This is a genomic window from Novosphingobium sp. HNCC26BN242, assembly GCF_057180525.1.
On the sequence record NZ_JBXUGM010000004.1, the window covers coordinates 301,331 to 317,904 of the forward strand.

Sequence of the window (16,574 nt, forward strand, 5' to 3'; positions counted from 1 at the left end):
CGGAATGCTCGACTGGTTGCGCCGGGCCGACCCGAAAGCAAAAGAGGCGCTGGTGCCACGTGCCGCCTCGCCCCGTACGATTTCACGCCGCACAATCGTGGTAGCTGACCGCGAACTGCCGCTGGTGATCCGCAAGCTGGGCCATGCCCGGCGGATGACGCTGCGGCTCGCCCCCGATGGCAGCGAAGCACGCGTTTCTATTCCGGCATGGGGCCGCGTGGGCGATGCCGAAGCCTTTGCGCGTGATCGGGCGGACTGGCTGGCCGGACAACTTGCGCGCCTGCCCGAAGCCGCAGCGATTGCGCCAGATGCCACGCTTATGCTGCGCGGGGAAACTCTGCGGATCGATTGGCAAGCAAGTGCGCGCCGCAAACCGGCAATCGTCGATGGCTGCGTGGTGGTCGGTGGTCCGGCAGAGGGCCTTGCCACGCGGCTGCAGCGCTGGCTTGAGGCTGAGGCGTTGGCTCTGTGCGCAGATGATCTGGCGCATTATTGCGCGCTGGCAAAAGAACCTGTGCCTCGCCTCTCACTGTCGCGCGCGCAACGGCGCTGGGGCAGTTGCGCCAGCGACGGCGCAATCCGCATCAACTGGCGGCTGATCATGGCCCCGGATTTCGTGCGCCGTTCCGTCGTTGCCCATGAAGTGGCGCACATGCGGCATTTCGATCATAGCCCGGCTTTCCACGCCCATCTGGATCGCCTGTTCGAAGGGGAAATCAATGCTGCCAACCGCTGGCTGAAGCGGTATGGGCGCACGCTGTATGCGCCTTTCGGGTAAGACCTAGCGCAATCCCGGCGAAGGCCCTATCTATGCGGGCATGAAGTCCTTTCTCCGCAATGTCTCCCCTCGCCGTGCCGCAGTCGATCTGTGGGAAGTGCTTGGTGCCCCCAGCGAATACCGCTTCGTCGGGCTGGTGATGGCAGCTGCAGTGACCGGCGGGATATTCTATGTGATGAACCAGCAGGGTGGCCGCGATCTGCCACATCCGCCCAAGATCGTCTATTTTCCCAGCTTCCTCGAAGGCCGCACCGACGCCCAGATTCTGGCCGAAAACCGGGAGGCAACGGCCAAGGCCCGCGCCGCAGAGGCCGAGGAAGAAGCCAGCGCCGAACGCGTGCGCCAGATGTATCGCGCCGTGGGAAACGCCACCGGAGTCGATGCTGATAAGGCCTACGCCGACGGCAATAAGGAACGTGAAGCGATCAAGGCGAAGATTGCAGCCGAGCGCAAGGCAATTCTCGACCGCAATCTGGTGCGCAACCCGGTGTTCGAAGCCGAACAGAAGAAGCTGCAGGAAAAGCCTGAAAATCCCGCAGAATGAGCGCGACTGAAGACCAGCGCTGGCTGAACGCAGCCGCTACGCTGGCAGGGCGCGGCCGTCCTTTCAGCAGGCCCAACCCTGCGGTCGGCGCGGTAATCGTGCGCGATGGCAAAGTCGTCGGGCGCGGGTGGACGCAAGCGGGAGGGCGTCCCCATGCCGAAGCTGGCGCTCTGGCGATGGCAGGCGCGGCGGCACAGGGCGCAACACTTTACGTCACACTGGAACCTTGCGCCCACGCCAGCGCGCGCGGGCCTTCGTGCACCTCGCTGGTGCTGAAAAGCGACCTTGCGCGCGTAGTGATCGGCGTGGAAGACCCGGACCCGCGCACAGCGGGCAGCGGCATAGCCGCAATGCGCGCGGCAGGGATTGCGGCGGAATTGGTGCCCTCCCCCGCCGCGCGCCAATCGCTTGAGGGCTATCTGACGCGAACCGCGCTGGGCCGCCCTCATTTGACGCTCAAACTCGCAACCTCGCTCGATGGACGCATCGCGCTGGCCGATGGCTCCAGCCAGTGGATCACCGGACCCGAATCGCGCGCGCACTGTCATGTGGAGCGCGCACAGGCCGACGCCATTCTGGTGGGCGGCGGCACATTCCGGGCCGACGCGCCCCGGCTCGATGTACGCCTGCCCGGCCTTGAAGCGCGCAGCCCGCAGCGCATGGTGCTGACGCGCGGTTCGGTGCCTGATGGCTGGACAGCCGTCGCAGACATTGCCGCACCGGGCGCGTTCGGCGATGCACAGTACCTGTTCGTTGAGGGCGGCGCGCAGGCAGCGGCGGCTTTCCTGGCGGCAGACATGGTGGACCGACTGCTGCTCTATCGTGCGCCGATCATCGTGGGTGCGGGCTTTCCTTGCATCGGCGACATTGGCCTTGGCTCGCTCGTCGAAGCGCACGGGCGCTGGCGCAATGTGGACCGCCGGACGCTTGGCAGCGATGCGCTGGACGTTTACGAGCGGGTCCGCTGAAGGAGATTTGCATGTTCACCGGAATCGTCACCGAAGTCGGAAATATCCTCTCGATCGAGGACAAGGGTGACCATCACATCACCATCTCCTGCGCGATGGACCCGGCCAAAATCGCCATCGGCGCCTCCATCGCCTGTTCGGGCGTGTGCCTGACCGTGGTGGACAAAGGCGGCGTAGCCGGCGAAGGCTGGTTCGCAGTCGACGTTTCGGGCGAAACCATCAAGCGCACCGCGCCCGCCCAATGGCAGGCAGGTGCACCGCTCAATCTGGAACCCGCGCTGAAGCTGGGCGATGAATTGGGCGGGCACATCGTGACCGGCCATGTCGATGCCGTGGGCGAAGTGGTCAGCGTCACCCAAGTGGGCGGTTCGTGGCAGTACATCGTCGCCGCGCCAAAGGAGCTTGCCCCCTATATCGCGGCCAAGGGTTCGATCACTGTCGATGGCGTGTCGTTGACAGTCAATGAAGTGGCCGATCAGGCCGATGGTGCGTGCCACTTCATGCTCAACATCATCCCGCACACCTGGCAGGTGACCACGCTCGGCAGGCTTGCGGCAGGCCACAAGGCCAACCTCGAGATCGACGTTCTGGCGCGCTATCTGAAACGGATGCAGAGCCTCGCAGCGCAGGGGTGAGACCGGTTTTCTGAAGTGCACCTAGATGCACCTAGCAGCACCTAGGTGCCCATAAGCCCGCCTGAACCCCCTGAAATCAGGCGCAATCCAGCACGATTTGCAGCAACTGTTCCGGCTGGTCACCCATCACGTTATGGCTGGCCTGCGCCTCGTGATATTCCCAAGCCGGATCGCCCTTCACCGCACTTGCAAACTTTGCAAATGGTGTCGGCTGCCAATCCGTAGCAAACACATAGACCCGGCGCGGGATCTTCGCCTCCTCGCCGGTAAAGCGCACCGCCTCCACCAAAGTCAGGAGCGGATGATCGGACAGCACCGGACTTTCCAAACCGGGCAGCGGGGAAACCGCGCCGGGCTTGTGCTTCTGGCTGCCGATGTAGTGGCCATGCTCCCAATCGCCGGTCAGGTCCCACAGCGACTGGCCATCCTGCGGCAGGAATGCATCAACATAAACAATGGCTTCGATGCGCGCACCCAGCCGTGTGGCGACGCCGGTGATGACCATGCCGCCCCAGGAATGGCCGACCAGCACGAAGCGGTCGAAGCCCGCCTCGCCAATCTGGGCGCAGACATCGTCGATGTGGTCTGTCAGCGTGATGCCGGGATGGAACTCGGCTTTACGCTTACCTAACCCTTTGAGATCACAAGCAAGAACGCGGTGACCAGCGGCGGTGAGATCGGCCTTCAGACGATCCCACGCAAAGCTGCCGCCCCATGCGCCGTGGACGAGGACGAAGTCGGTCACTGGTTGATGCCGTGCTTCTTGTTGTACCCCTGCAGCCATTCGAGCGTCTTGGTGAGGCCGCCGAAGGGGTAGAAATGCAGGCGGACTTTTCCGTGTTCATCAGTCAGGCCTTTGGCGAAGGCATCGACCAACTTGTCCGGCCCGGCGGTGCCGAGCAAGTTCGTGACTGAAATGCCGTACTTTTTCAGCACCGAGGTGGAGGCCCCCACGCCGCAACGCGCCGCAAAGGCGAGCAGGCGCTTGATCCCGGCAGGGCCGGGCACACCAATGCGCACCGGCGCATCGATGCCGCGTGCGCGCAGTTCCTTGAGCCACGCGAGGAAAGCATCGGGATCAAAGCCGAACTGGGTGACGATCAGCGGGGCCATGCCCCGCGCGGTGATCTCTGCCACTTTCTTTTCGAGGACGGCCCAGCATTCGGCCTCGGTCATGTTGGGGTGACCTTCCGGGTGCCCGCCGATGCCTATCGCCTTGATTCCACTGCGTTCGAATGCTCCCGTGGCGATCAGGGCCGATGTGTCGAAGTATGGGCCGACCGGCTCGGGCGGATCGCCTGCGACGATGAAGCATCTGGAAACGCCAGCCTTTTCGACCACCGCGCGCAAGTAGCCTTCGAAATCGTCCTCGGACGTGATCCGGCGGGTAGAGAAATGGGGCATCGGTTCAAAGCCGAGTTCGCGCACGGCGACCGTGGCGGCAACGCGGGCGGCAACGTCTTCGCCGGGAAGAAATGTAATGGCGACGGGGGTTTCAGCCGGGATGAGCGGGGCGGCATCGCGCAGCGACGCTTCGTCCTTCGCGGTCATCTCAAGGCTGAAGCCATCGGTGATCCCGGCGGGCGCCTTGTCCCAGTTGGGATGAATCAGGGGTGTTGCCATTGCGGGATCCTCTTGGGGTTGGTGGCAAGCCGCCCGGTTGCCTTTGCAGCAATCCGGGCGGTGCCAGTTTCGGTTTGACTCAGCGAGCGGTGCGCCAGCCGTCTGCATAGGTTTCGCGCGCAACGCGGCTGTACGGGACCGGCGAGACGATCACGCGGACGTTCAGCTGCTTGTGCGGTTCGACCGTGGTCTTGCGGGTGCCGCCGTTTTCTTCGCCCCACACCACGTGCAGCTCGGTGCCGAACGGGATTTCAGGGTCGATGGTCGCCAGCGAGAGCGCCTGCTTTTCGTTGTAGGAGAAGCCGGTGAACATCGAGAGGCCCACGGTCTTGCCATCGGCATCGACCACGCGGTCGTAGTTCGACGAAGCATAGTTCGCGAGTGGCACGTCGAAGAACTTGTAAGCTTCGCCATCGGGGTTGAACATCGAAGCCATGATCTTGGCCATGTCTTCAGGATGCCACGCCAGCGTCACCTTCTTGCGCTGTTCTGCCGGGTTCAGGGCTTCCAGTGCTTCACGGCCATGGAAATCATGGTCGAACTTCACGAAGTTGCCGTAACCCAGTTCCCACGGGTTGAGGTAGTAATCTTCGATGTTTTCGGAAACGAACGAGCCGCCGATGGAGCCAGTGGCTTCATAGCTGTCAGCCGCCAGCCATTCACGGAAGCCCTTGAGCTTTTCGCCGGTGTAGATGGCGGGCAGTGGCGAGGGGATCCAGCCAGATTCCAGCGTGTTCGAAGGATAGGCGCGGCTGCCGCAAGCGATCAGGCCGAATTCCTTGCCCGCTTCCAGAATGGCAGCACGGATTTCTTCCTGCTCGGCATAGGGGCCCCAGATTTCGAGGCCCGGTGCGCCCGACATGCCGTGGCGCAGCGTCTTTACGGTCTTGCCGGCAATGTTCATCGTGGACATGTTGAAGAACTTGAGCTGTTCCAGCGGACCGCCGTGCAGCTTTTCGATCACGGCCCAAGCGTTCGGACCCTGGATCTGGAAGCGCCATTCCTTGCGGGTGACGGGCTTGCCCATCGGGCGCATCGGCGAGCGGTCGTCCAGCTCGATTTCAACATCGTAGCCGCCGGTTGCTGCGTGATAGCGCAGCCAGTTGGACGCAGGTGCGCGGCCAACGTAGGTGAAGCTCTGCTCTTCTTCCCAGAAGATGATGCCATCGCCGATCACGTGGCCGTAAGGCGTGGTGGGCACGTACTGCTTGGCCTTGTTGACCGTCCAGCCCTTTGAGCTGTTGATCATGGTGTCGGACAGCAGCTTGGCCGCGTCCTTGCCACGGATGTACAGGTTGACCATGTGGTGCGACTGGTCGAACAGGACGGCGCTGTGCTGCCATGCCCACTGTTCAGAACGCCAGTTTGAAAATTCCGGCGCAACCACAGGGTACACATAGGCACCCAGCTGCGAGTTGCGCAGCATTTCGACCACATTGCCGTTTTGCTGGATTACCTCTTCGAGGTTCTTTGCCATGATAACTCTCCCGACTTGTGAAATGGCCAAGTTTGAAAACACGAGTTGAAAAACTTGTATGCAACACATACAATCTCACCAGAGATTCGCAATGGGAAATGTTGCGCCCTATGAGCGCATCCCAAGTGCGAAGGATCGACGGGAGAGATTTTGATGAGTGCATCGCTAATTCTGACGCTGTCTTGCGAGGACAAGCCGGGCATCGTGGCCCGCGTGACTGGCAACCTGTTTGAAGCAGGGGGCAATATCAGCGAGGCGCAGCAATTCGACGATGCCTTGAGCGGCAATTTTTTCATGCGCGTGGTCTTCGATCCGGGTGAGCGCTCGGTCGATGAATTCCGCGCAGCATTTGCGCCCGTGGCGCAGCAATATGCGATGCAGTGGAATCTTCGCGACACCACAGTGAAGCGCAAAGCGATCCTGATGGTCAGCAAGTTCGACCACTGCCTTGGCGATCTGCTGTACCGCACCCGCATTGGCGAACTGCCGATGGAAGTGGTCGGCATCCTTGGCAACCACCCCAAGGAAGCGCTCAACATCTCGCTGATCGGCGACATCCCTTATCACCACCTGCCGATCACCAAGGACACCAAGCCGCAGCAGGAGGCCGAGGTGAAGCGCATCGTTACCGAGACGGGCGCGGAACTGGTGGTGCTGGCGCGCTACATGCAAATCCTGTCTGACGATCTGGCATCGTTCCTCAATGGTCGCTGCATCAACATCCACCATTCGTTCCTGCCCAGCTTCAAGGGCGCCAAACCCTATCACCAGGCGCACGCGCGCGGGGTGAAGATGATCGGCGCGACCGGGCATTACGTGACAACCGACCTTGATGAAGGCCCGATCATCCATCAGGACGTGGAAAGCGTGACTCATGCTGACAGCCCAGACGATCTGGTACGCAAGGGCCGCGATGTGGAACGCCGCGTGTTGGCCGAGGCCGTGCGGCTGCATCTGGAAGATCGCGCGCTGCTGAATGGCACCAAGACGGTGGTGTTCAAAAGCTGACGCTTTGATTCGTTGAATTCTGGCGGCGGCGAGAGCACAATGCTCCTGCCGCCGTTTTTGTTTGCGGGAGAGAACAGATATGCACGTCAACGCGCTGGATCACGTCAATATCATTACAGACAGGCTGGACGAGACGGCAGAGTTTTACCAGGCGCTGCTTGGGCTGGAACGGCGCGATGGGCCGCCTCCGCTTACTCCGCAGAACGCGCAATGGATGTATGATGCGGGCGGCAAGGCTATCATTCACATCAATGCGGTGGACTGTCCTCGCACTTATGATCGTGCTGTCGAGCCGGGATCGCTGACCGGGGCGATCCATCATGTGGCGCTGAACTGTTCAGGTTATGATGATGTGCTGGGGCAGATCGGTGCGATGGGGCTGGATTGCCAGACCAACTTCGTCGCCGCCATCGGTTTGCGGCAAATCTTTACGGCTGATCCGAACAATGTGCTGCTGGAGTTGAATTTCTTTGGGGATTGAGGCTGGCTTCCAGACAGAAGCTCAAACTAAACCCGCTCACCCTGAGCTTGTCGAAGGGTGCCCGGACGACCCTCGCGTTGGCATGCTTCGACAAGCTCAGCATGAGCGGGTTTGTTTTCCGCATTGTTGATGCAATGGTCAGCCCGGAATCGCAGCTTCCAGCGCATCGGCCACTTCCTGCGGCTTTGACAGGTAGGGGCTGTGATCTGCCTCAAGCGTGACCACATTTGCCCCCGGTGACATCGAAATCATGCGGCGCTGACTGTCGATAGGGATGGTGCGGTCGAGCGTGCATTCGACATAAGTGCGCGGGAGGCTGCCCCAGCGCTCGGGTGTAACGGTGATCTTCTCGGAACGTGGCGCATGGGGTTCAGCCATAAGCCGCGCCATGGCCGCTTCGACCAGATCGGGGGGTGAGACTTGAGCGAAGACAGGTGCAGCATTTTCCGCATCGATGACCGTGGCAACGCCGCCGTGGACCTTCGAGATGATCGCGTCGAAAGCGGGGTTCAGGCCTTCGGTTTCCTTGAACTCGGCCCGGCTCATGCCATTGGGCAGCATCATCGCGCAGATATAGACGAGGGCGTCCATTGCCGATGGATCGCGCTCAGCCGCAGTGGACACGACAAGGCCCCCGCGCGAGTGCCCACCCAGCACCACGGGGCCAACGCCTTGCGCCTTGAGGTCGCAGCAATGCTGCGCAGCAAATTCACCCCAACCAGCCAGCGTAACGGCCGCCATTTCCTCTGCCGTGCTGCCCATGCCGGGGAGCGTCGGCGTGATGACGGTGTGCCCCCGCGCACGCAAAATGTCAGCCACTGGATCGAAGCACCAACCACCGTGCCAAGACCCATGAATCAGAACGAAACCAGCCACTAACGCACTTCTCCTGACCAGACGCGCAAGCCCGGTGCGGTCCTGTCTTCACTTTTCAGCGCTTCGGCCACGGCCGGGCGCGCAGCCACACGATCGCGCCATTCACACAGGCGTGGTGCGCGTTTGGCGACCTCCATCTCCGGGAACATGCGTTCGACCATCGCGCCGCAATGCGAATAAAAGTTGATGTCGGCAAGGGTATAGGTGTCGCCTGCCAACCACTTTGTTTCGCCCAGTTGCCTTTCAATCTTGTCGAGCGCGTATTCGATCTTGGCCGTGGCGTTGGCGAGGTCGCTTTCCGAAAAACCGGAGCGCGCGGTGGCCCATTTCTTGCGCTGGTCTGGCAGGGGAATGCTTTCCAGCAGCTTTTCAAAATCGCCGCTTTCGATGTTGCGGGCTATCACGCCGACCATGCGGTGCCAGCCGTGCATCGAGACGTAGTTCATCACGTGCTCGTCAATGAACTTGTTCCAATACCGCATCCGCGCGGCACCCACCGGATCGCGCGGGCGGAGCGGGGCGTCGGCGGGCTGGGCATCGGGGAAGGCATCTTCGAGGTATTCGTTGATCACCGTGGTGTGCGTGATGATCGCGCCATCATGATCGAGCACCGGCACCTGGCCTTCGGGGTTGATAGCGGTGAACCACGGCTGGTGCTGTTCGAACTTGTGCAGATCGACGTAGATGCTCTCGTAGGCGAGGCCCTTTTCCTTGAGCGGGACCATCGATTTGAGCGAGTTCGCCAGCGGTTCGGCGTGGTAATACTTCAAAGCCATAAGTTCACACTCGCATGGTGCCGAGCATGCCTCCGTCCACGGCCCAGCTTTGAGCTGTGACGTGGCTGGCGGCGTCGGACAGGAGGAAGGCGGCTACCTGCGCCACTTCGTCGGCAGAGCCGGTGCGGCCCTGCGGTACAGCCTTGGCCATTTGCGAGGCAGCTTCGGGCGGCAGGCCATCTAGCATCGGCGTTTCGATCAGGCCGGGCAGGATGCAATTGCAGCGCACGCTGAACTCCGCCGCTTCATTGGCGACGGCGCGCGAGAGGCCGAGGACCGCGTGCTTGCTGGCGACATATCCCGCATTCATCGGCAAGCCCCGCTCGCTGGCGAGGCTGCCGGTGACGAGGATCGCGCCGGTGCGGCGCTCCTTCATCGCGGGCAGGACGTGCTGGATGGCCCAGAACACCGACTTGAGATTGACCGCCATGACTGCGTCGAAAGCGTCGTCGGTGTAGTCCTCCACCGGGGCGAACATGCCGCCGATCCCGGCATTCAGAAACAGGCCATCAATTGCGCCATGGGTGGCGATGGCATGATCGAGTGCGGCGGTGAGCGCAGCCTTGTCGGCCACATCGGCGGCGGCGAAGGTTGTTGCGCCGCCAAGCTCTTGCGCGGCCTGTTGCAGCAGATCGGCGCGGCGGGCGATCAGGGTGAGGCTGGCTCCGGCCTTGGCGCAGGCGGTGGCCGTGGCGCGGCCGATGCCGGTGGATGCGCCGGTGATCACGATGTGCTTGCCCGCAAGATCGGTCACGCAGGCCTCGGTGCGATGAATTCGGCCCAGATGCGGGCCTCCTTGCTTTCATGGCCATCGGGCGACCATTGCCGCTCCATCAGGGCGCGGGCTTCTGCCTCAGGCAAGCCGCGATGATCGCGGTTGTAGCGGTAGAAGAAGGCCGAGACGCGCCAGTTCATGATGCAGTGGACGTGGACCGGGGTTGGCCCCTGTTCCAGCGCGGCAACGAAAGCAGCGAAATGATCATCGCCGGGTGCATCGAACGGCACGGGGATGTGGGTATAGGCGATGCCTTGCGCGGCAAGCTTGTCGCCTTCACCGGCCAGCGCCTCTGGATGGGTTTCCAGAGCGAGGTTTACGACGTGGCGCACGCCGAGATCGGCAAGGCGTACCACATCGCGATCCTCGATCCGGCCCGATGTGGTGGTTGCCGCATCGAGCCGTTGCCACGCGCGGATATCGTCAGGGTCTGCCACCGCTCTACGTTCAGGCCCAGTGCTCAAGACAGGCCGAGCAGGCGCGCGGCGTTGTCCTTCATGATGCCGGGCATGACTTCATCCTTGAAGCCGACCTTGAGCGCGGCGTCGATCCACTTATGCGGGTGGATCAGCGGGAAGTCCGAACCGAACAGCATCTTCTTCTTCAGCTGCGTGTTGGCATACTGGATAATCTGCGGGGCAAAGTATTTGGGGCTCCATCCCGACAGATCGATGAACACGTTGTCCTTGTGCAGCGCCATCGACAGGCTTTCATCCACCCACGGCCACGAAGGGTGTGCGAGGATGATCTTCATGTCGGGGAAATCGACCGCGACATCATCGACCAGCATGGGCTGGCCATACTTGAGTCGCATCCCGCCGCCGCCGCGCATGCCGGTGCCCATGCCGGAGTGGCCGGTGTGGAAGATGGCGGGCAGGCCGTATTCGGCGATCACTTCATAGATAGGATAGGCCACGCGGTCTGCCGGGTGGCAATCCTGCACGATGCCGTGGAACTTGAAGCCCTTTACGCCGTAGTTCTCGATCAGATCGCGCGCTTCGCGGGCACCGAATTTGCCCTTGTGCGGATCGATCGAGGCAAAGGCGATGCAGATGTCATCGTTCTTCAGCGCCATTTCGGCCACTTCGTAGTTCGACACGCGCTTTGCGCCCATGCCACATTCGGCATCGACCGTGAACATGCAGAACGCGATCTGCTCTTCGCGGTAGATCTCGACGATTTCGGGCATCTTGGGCCGTTCGCGCGGGGCCTTGAAATAGGCGCTGGCCGCGTCGAAGAACTTGCCCATCACCGGATCTTCGGGATCGTGGCACGAGACTTCGGCGTGTACATGGACGTCGATAGCCTTGATCTTCGAAAGGTCGATGGGCACTGGGCATTTCCTTGAAAGAAGCCCCGACGACCCGAAGATCGCCGGGACTACCGATTACTCACGCATGGCTCAGACCAGCGCGTCTTTCTTGACGGTGATCACCTGGCTGTAGGTGAACTCCTTCAGGCCTTCGATGCCGTATTCAGCGCCAAAGCCCGACTGCTTGTGGCCGCCGAAAGGTGCGAAGGGCGAGAGGTGGAGGAATTCGTTGATCCATACCGTGCCGGTTTCCAGCTGCTCGGCAATGGCCACGCCGCGGTCGGTGTCCTTGGTCCACACAGCGCCTGCAAGACCATACTCCGAGTTATTGGCGCGCGCGATGACTTCATCGTCAGACGAGAACTTCATAAGCGGCATGACCGGGCCGAACTGTTCCTCAGCCACGATGCGCGCGTCTTCGGGCGGGTTGTCGAGAATGGTGATCGGCACATAGTAGCCTGAACCAGAAGGATCGACATTGCCGCCGACGAGGAATTTGTAGCCATTGGCTTTGGCATCCTCGATCAGTTCACACACACGATCAAACTGCTTCTTGTTCTGGATCGGGCCGACGCCAGTGCCCTGGTTGGCGCCATCGCCGACGGTAACGGTCTTGGCATATTCGGCGATTGCGGCGCTCATTTCGTCATAGATATCTTCGTGGATATAGACGCGCTTGGCCGCGACGCAGATTTGCCCGGCGTTGGTGAAGCTTGACCAGAACAGCTGTTCTGCAACCTTGGCAACATCGGCATCGGGCAGGACGATGGAGGCATCGTTACCGCCCAGTTCCAGTGTGATGCGCTTCAGATCCTTTGATGCGCCTTCCATGATGCGCTTGCCGGTGGCGGTCGAACCGGTGAAGGTGATCTTGTCGATATCAGGGTGCGAGGTCATCATCGGGCCAAGCGCGTCTTCGCCGGTGATGATGTTGACCACACCTGCGGGCACCACGTCCTTGATCAGTTCGGCAAACTTCAGCGTGGTCAGCGGCGTGAACGGCGAGGGCTTGAGCACGATGGTGCAGCCCGAGAGGATGGCAGGTGCGATCTTTTGCACCGCCATCAGCAGCGGGAAGTTCCACGGCACGATCCCGGCCACCACGCCCACCGGCACGCGGCGGGTGCGGCTAAGGCGTTCAGCGCTGTCTTCGTTGATCGTCTCTTCAAGCGTGAGGGTCGACTGGGCATTCATCATGCCCGCGCAGGCGCCGATTTCGTGCTGCGCCTGATGGTGCGGCTTGCCCTGCTCTGCTGTCAAAAGGCGGTAGAGTTCATCGAAGTTCGCCTCAATGGCAGACGCCATGGCGCGGATCACGGCGCGACGATCATCGACCGGGGTCTTCGACCAAGTCTTGAACGCAGCGCGGGCTGCGGCAACGGCGCGGTCCAGTTCTTCGGCTCCGCAGGCTGGGACGCGGCCGATGACCTGTTCGTTTGCGGGGTTCACGACCTCAAGCGAATCTGCGGTCGTGACGAGTTCACCATTGATGAGATTGGGATAAAGATGCGTCATGACTCTCTCCAAGGTTTATAGTTGCTATGTCACATAGCAATCTTGTCAGCGCGTGGCCAGCGCCTTGTCTTCAAGGGCCTTATCTTCGTGGGCGCGTTTGATGACATAATGGCGGATCGATTCGATCTGCTCCTTGGTCATATACTTGGCCCAGCCGATCATGCCGTTGTCCACCAGCGCACCGTCATGCACCACGGTTTGCCACGCGGTGTAATCGGTGTTCATCGCACTGTGGCGCAAATCGGGGAGCAAGCCACCGATGGCTGCATCGCCGTGGCAGACCGTGCAGTATTTGCCATAGAGGTTGGCACCCTGCGCAATCGTGGCGGGCGTGCCGACGAGCGGTGGGGGATTAAGCGGGCGCTCTTCGAACGGGGGCGCATCGGGGAGTTTGGCCTTGCCGCCCAGCTTGAAGACCAACAGGCGGCTGATGTTGCGCGTGGGGCCGGATATGTCGGAGAGGATTCCGGTGGCCAGCGGCCACACACCGCCCCAACCGGCCAGCACTGCAACGTATTGGTCATTGCCGACCTTGAAGGTGATCGGCGCTGCGACAACGCCGGTCTGTGCCGGGAACGACCACAGTTGCTTACCATCTTTCGATGAATAGGCGGCAAAGCTGCCAGTGGCATTGCCTTGGAACAACAGACCACCCGCGGTTGCCAGCATACCGCCGTTCCATGGTCCCTTGAACGGAATGCGCCAGCGTTCTTTCTGCGCAACCGGATCCCACGCAACGACCGCGCCGGTAGTGGCGGCCCTTGCCGCATCGCGCGCTTCCTTGATGGCGGGCATGGCGCTTGCGGCGCTGTCCACCCCGGTGTTGAAGCCCACGGCCTGCGGCTTCCAGTCCTTTTCCGGGAAATACGGGTAAGCTGCAAATTGCGCCGGAATATAAACAAGACGCTGCGCCGGATCATAGGCCATCGGATGCCACGAATGCGCGCCCGCTGCCCCCGGCATGCTGATGAAAGGCTTGCCGGTAAGGTCGTATCGCGCTTCGGGATTTTCGATTGGGCGACCATTGGCATCGAGTCCCGTGGCCCAATTGACAGGCGCGTAGGCGTTGCCGGAAATGAACTTCCCGTTGGTCCGGTCAATCACATAGAAGAAGCCGTTCTTGGGCGCTTGCATCAGCACCTTGCGCGGCTTTCCAGCGATTTCCATGTCGGCCAGAATGATATGCTGCGTGGCGGTGAAGTCCCACGTTTCGCCCGGTGTCTGCTGGAAGTGCCATGCGTATTCGCCGGTCTTGGCCTTGATCGCCACGATAGACGACAGATAGAGGTTATCGCCGCCGCCGGGTGAGCGATAGGCCTGATTCCACGGGCTGCCATTGCCGACGCCGATGTAGAGCAGGTCAAGCTCAGGATCATAGGCCATGGCATCCCACACGGTGCCGCCACCGCCCAGCTTCCACCATTCGCCCTTCCAGGTGGCTTCGGCCTTCTTCAGGTATTCCTCGTCGTTCTTGCCCGGCATGTCGGGCACGGTGTAGAACCGCCAGACCTGCTTGCCGGTTTCCGCGTCATAAGCGGTGACATAGCCGCGCACGCCCATTTCCGCGCCGCCATTGCCGATCACGATCAGACCATTCATCGCACGCGGTGCGCCGGTGATGGTATAAGGCTTGGATTGATCGACGGTGACAGTGGACCATACCTGCTTGCCGGTGTTGCGATCCAGCGCGATCAGGCGGCCATCCAGCGTGCCGAAGTAGAGCTTGTCACCCCAAGCGGCCATCCCGCGGTTTACCACATCGCAGCAGGCCTTGACCGCGGTTTCACCCGGCACCTTGGGATCGAATTCCCACAAGAGCTTGCCCGAAACCGCATCATAGGCCTTGGCCTTGGACCATGCGGTGGTCAGGTAGATCTTGCCGTCAATCACCAGCGGCGTGGCTTCCTGCCCGCGCGCGGTGTCCATGTCGGCAGACCACGCAAGGCCAAGCTGGCTGACGTTTTCCGCCGTGATCTGGGTCAGCGGGCTGTGGCGCTGTTCATCATAGGTGCGGCCATAGGACAGCCAGTTTGAGCCATCTGCAGCGATGATCTGCTGCGCACCTACCCCTGGTTCAGCATTGGCTGCCATTGTGCAGGCCGCCAGCGGAAGCGCCAACGCCAGTGTCCCGGCAAGCATCACGTGCATTTTGCGGTTCAAACGCATTTTCTTGAGCCTCTCCAACCCAGTCCGGCTAATGCCGGATCAAATTTCAATGTGTCCGGCTTGGTGCCGGATCAGTTTACCATGCGATCGCTGTTGCCCCAGTAGGGTGCGCGCAGCGCTTTCTTATCCATCTTGCCCGCAGCGGTGCGGGGAATCGAGTCGATAAACGTGACAGATTTTGGCGCTTTCACGCCGCCAAGCCGGCCCTTTGTATAGGCGATGATTTCGGCCTCAGTCACCCCGTCAGCCACGACCACCGCATGGACCTGCTCTCCCCACTTTTCGTGCGGGATGCCGAACACGCAAGCTTCCCTTACGGCCGCAATTTCAGTCACGGCGGCTTCGACTTCGGCGGTGAACACGTTGAACCCGCCCGAGACCACCATGTCCTTCTTGCGGTCCACGATATAGAGGTAGCCGTCCTCATCGAACTTCCCCACATCGCCAGTATGGTGCCAGCCGAACTTGCGGATTTCGGCGGTTTCTTCGGGCTTTTCAAAGTACGAGTGCGTGACCAGCGCGCCGCGCACGCAGATTTCGCCGGCTTCACCCAAAGGCACCGGCTGTCCATCATCATCGAGCAGCGCCACCTTGATTGATCGGGTGGGTTTGCCACAGGAGGCCAGCTTTTCAGGCGCAGTGGCGGCATACTTCGCCACATCTTCAGGCGGGAACCACGCCACGATCATCGGGCATTCGACCTGACCATAGGCCTGGCACATCGCCGGGCCAAAGATCGAAACCGCCTGCCGCAGCTTTTCCGGGCTGCAGGGCGATCCGACCAGAATGAAGATCTTCAGCGACGAATAATTGTGATTGCCAATCTCGGGCGAGGCCAGCAACTGGTACATCGCCGTGGGCGGCAGATACATGTGCGTGACCTTGTAGTCCTCAATGGTCTTGAGCACGGCTTCAGCATCGAAACCGGGCAGGATCACCTGCGTTGCGCCAAGGCTCATCGTCGAAAGCGAAATCGGGCCAGCCGCGTGTGTGATCGGTGCAGAGACCAGCGCCACCGGGTCATCGGTGCGTCCGCCCATGCCATCGGCGGCGGTTTCGATCATCGTGCCCCAGCCAAGGTTGGTCACATTCGCGCCCTTTGATGGGCCAGTGGTGCCGCCGGTGGGGAAGATGCCGACAAAGTCCATCAGGTTGCCGAAAGCATCGATTTCCGGTTCCACAAAATCGGCTTCGGAAACGCCTGCGATGAATTCATCCAAGCTGGGATCATCGCCCAGTCGCTGGTCGAGGCAGACGAAGTGCTGAAGCGTGGGGCACAGCGCCTTGAGCTGTTCGACCTCATCCGCCTTTGATGAATGGTATACCATCCATTCAAGGCGCACATAGTTGATGTAGGCCGCGTTAGCATCGATGGCGTTACGGGTGTTGACCGGAATCCACTTACCATTGGCGCGCCACATGGCGAGCAGGGCGACCAGCAACATGCCATCATTCGGGCCATAAAGGCCGAGCAAGTCCTGATTCTTGAAGCCGCCCTTTTGCAGCGCGGCAGCAATCCGCAACGAAAGCGCCTTCGTTTCGGCAAAGGTCAGTTTGAGGCCGGTGTCGGTATCGACAATCGCAAGACGCTGCGGGTTGCGGTCATGGCCACGGTCAAAATAGTCGATAGCGCGCACGGA

General features: G+C 61.3%; 17 protein-coding genes. 6 read left to right on the top strand and 11 right to left on the bottom strand.

Annotated elements, in window-relative coordinates; all coding sequences use genetic code 11:
• Window positions 1–4 precede the first annotated feature (4 nt).
• The 4 genes from AC2A1F_RS16685 to AC2A1F_RS16700 are packed head-to-tail and all read left to right on the top strand — an operon-like array spanning window position 5 to window position 2,925.
• Window positions 5–778: a M48 family metallopeptidase gene (locus AC2A1F_RS16685; protein ID WP_484209988.1), complete on the top strand. Its 774-nt coding sequence runs from the start codon at window positions 5–7 to the stop codon at window positions 776–778.
• A 40-nt stretch (window positions 779–818) separates the two neighbouring features.
• Window positions 819–1,322, top strand: coding sequence for a hypothetical protein (locus tag AC2A1F_RS16690; RefSeq protein WP_484209902.1), 504 nt, complete (start codon window positions 819–821; stop codon window positions 1,320–1,322).
• Window positions 1,319–2,290 carry a bifunctional diaminohydroxyphosphoribosylaminopyrimidine deaminase/5-amino-6-(5-phosphoribosylamino)uracil reductase RibD gene (gene ribD, locus AC2A1F_RS16695; RefSeq protein ID WP_484209903.1) on the top strand — a complete coding sequence of 324 codons (972 nt, stop codon included), beginning with the start codon at window positions 1,319–1,321 and terminating at the stop codon, window positions 2,288–2,290. The genes AC2A1F_RS16690 and ribD overlap by 4 nt, the downstream gene beginning before the upstream one ends.
• An 11-nt stretch (window positions 2,291–2,301) precedes the next feature.
• Window positions 2,302–2,925, top strand: coding sequence for a riboflavin synthase (locus AC2A1F_RS16700; protein ID WP_484209904.1), 624 nt, complete (start codon window positions 2,302–2,304; stop codon window positions 2,923–2,925).
• Window positions 2,926–3,001: 76 nt separating this feature from the next.
• Here the strand turns inward: AC2A1F_RS16700 and AC2A1F_RS16705 are convergent, their stop codons facing one another.
• The 3 genes from AC2A1F_RS16705 to ligM form a co-directional block, all read right to left on the bottom strand.
• Window positions 3,002–3,670 carry an alpha/beta fold hydrolase gene (locus AC2A1F_RS16705; RefSeq protein ID WP_484209905.1) on the bottom strand — a complete coding sequence of 223 codons (669 nt, stop codon included), beginning with the start codon at window positions 3,668–3,670 and terminating at the stop codon, window positions 3,002–3,004.
• Window positions 3,667–4,548, bottom strand: coding sequence for a methylenetetrahydrofolate reductase (locus AC2A1F_RS16710; protein ID WP_484209906.1), 882 nt, complete (start codon window positions 4,546–4,548; stop codon window positions 3,667–3,669). The genes AC2A1F_RS16705 and AC2A1F_RS16710 overlap by 4 nt, the downstream gene beginning before the upstream one ends.
• A gap of 79 nt (window positions 4,549–4,627) precedes the next feature.
• Window positions 4,628–6,025 carry a vanillate/3-O-methylgallate O-demethylase gene (gene ligM, locus AC2A1F_RS16715; protein ID WP_484209907.1) on the bottom strand — a complete coding sequence of 466 codons (1,398 nt, stop codon included), beginning with the start codon at window positions 6,023–6,025 and terminating at the stop codon, window positions 4,628–4,630.
• Between the two features lie 153 nt (window positions 6,026–6,178).
• On the opposite strand from ligM, the gene purU reads away from it, so the two are divergent.
• Both purU and AC2A1F_RS16725 read left to right on the top strand, forming a co-directional pair.
• Window positions 6,179–7,033 carry a formyltetrahydrofolate deformylase gene (gene purU / locus AC2A1F_RS16720; RefSeq protein WP_484209908.1) on the top strand — a complete coding sequence of 285 codons (855 nt, stop codon included), beginning with the start codon at window positions 6,179–6,181 and terminating at the stop codon, window positions 7,031–7,033.
• Window positions 7,034–7,112: 79 nt separating this feature from the next.
• Window positions 7,113–7,514, top strand: coding sequence for a VOC family protein (locus tag AC2A1F_RS16725; protein ID WP_484209909.1), 402 nt, complete (start codon window positions 7,113–7,115; stop codon window positions 7,512–7,514).
• Window positions 7,515–7,652: 138 nt separating this feature from the next.
• Here AC2A1F_RS16725 and AC2A1F_RS16730 read toward each other — a convergent pair whose 3' ends face one another.
• The 8 genes from AC2A1F_RS16730 to AC2A1F_RS16765 all read right to left on the bottom strand — a co-directional run bounded on the left by AC2A1F_RS16730 (window position 7,653) and on the right by AC2A1F_RS16765 (window position 16,571).
• The gene (locus tag AC2A1F_RS16730; RefSeq protein WP_484209910.1) at window positions 7,653–8,390 is read right to left on the bottom strand and encodes an alpha/beta fold hydrolase; all 738 of its coding nucleotides are present in this window, start codon (window positions 8,388–8,390) and stop codon (window positions 7,653–7,655) included.
• Entirely contained in the window at window positions 8,390–9,166 is a 777-nt protein-coding gene (locus tag AC2A1F_RS16735) for a glutathione S-transferase family protein (protein ID WP_484209911.1), read from the bottom strand. The genes AC2A1F_RS16730 and AC2A1F_RS16735 overlap by 1 nt, the downstream gene beginning before the upstream one ends.
• A gap of 4 nt (window positions 9,167–9,170) precedes the next feature.
• Window positions 9,171–9,920, bottom strand: coding sequence for an SDR family NAD(P)-dependent oxidoreductase (locus tag AC2A1F_RS16740; protein WP_484209912.1), 750 nt, complete (start codon window positions 9,918–9,920; stop codon window positions 9,171–9,173).
• The gene (locus tag AC2A1F_RS16745; protein ID WP_484209913.1) at window positions 9,917–10,405 is read right to left on the bottom strand and encodes a protein tyrosine phosphatase family protein; all 489 of its coding nucleotides are present in this window, start codon (window positions 10,403–10,405) and stop codon (window positions 9,917–9,919) included. Before AC2A1F_RS16745 ends, AC2A1F_RS16740 begins: the two co-directional genes overlap by 4 nt.
• A complete protein-coding gene (locus AC2A1F_RS16750; RefSeq protein WP_484209914.1) occupies window positions 10,402–11,274 on the bottom strand; it encodes an amidohydrolase family protein in 873 nt (290 codons plus the stop codon). The genes AC2A1F_RS16745 and AC2A1F_RS16750 overlap by 4 nt, the downstream gene beginning before the upstream one ends.
• 69 nt (window positions 11,275–11,343) lie before the next feature.
• The gene (locus AC2A1F_RS16755) at window positions 11,344–12,768 is read right to left on the bottom strand and encodes an aldehyde dehydrogenase family protein (protein WP_484209915.1); all 1,425 of its coding nucleotides are present in this window, start codon (window positions 12,766–12,768) and stop codon (window positions 11,344–11,346) included.
• 45 nt (window positions 12,769–12,813) lie between these two features.
• Window positions 12,814–14,934: a PQQ-dependent dehydrogenase, methanol/ethanol family gene (locus tag AC2A1F_RS16760; protein ID WP_484209916.1), complete on the bottom strand. Its 2,121-nt coding sequence runs from the start codon at window positions 14,932–14,934 to the stop codon at window positions 12,814–12,816.
• Between the two features lie 71 nt (window positions 14,935–15,005).
• Window positions 15,006–16,571: a class I adenylate-forming enzyme family protein gene (locus AC2A1F_RS16765; protein WP_484209917.1), complete on the bottom strand. Its 1,566-nt coding sequence runs from the start codon at window positions 16,569–16,571 to the stop codon at window positions 15,006–15,008.
• Between the last annotated feature and the right edge of the window lie 3 nt (window positions 16,572–16,574).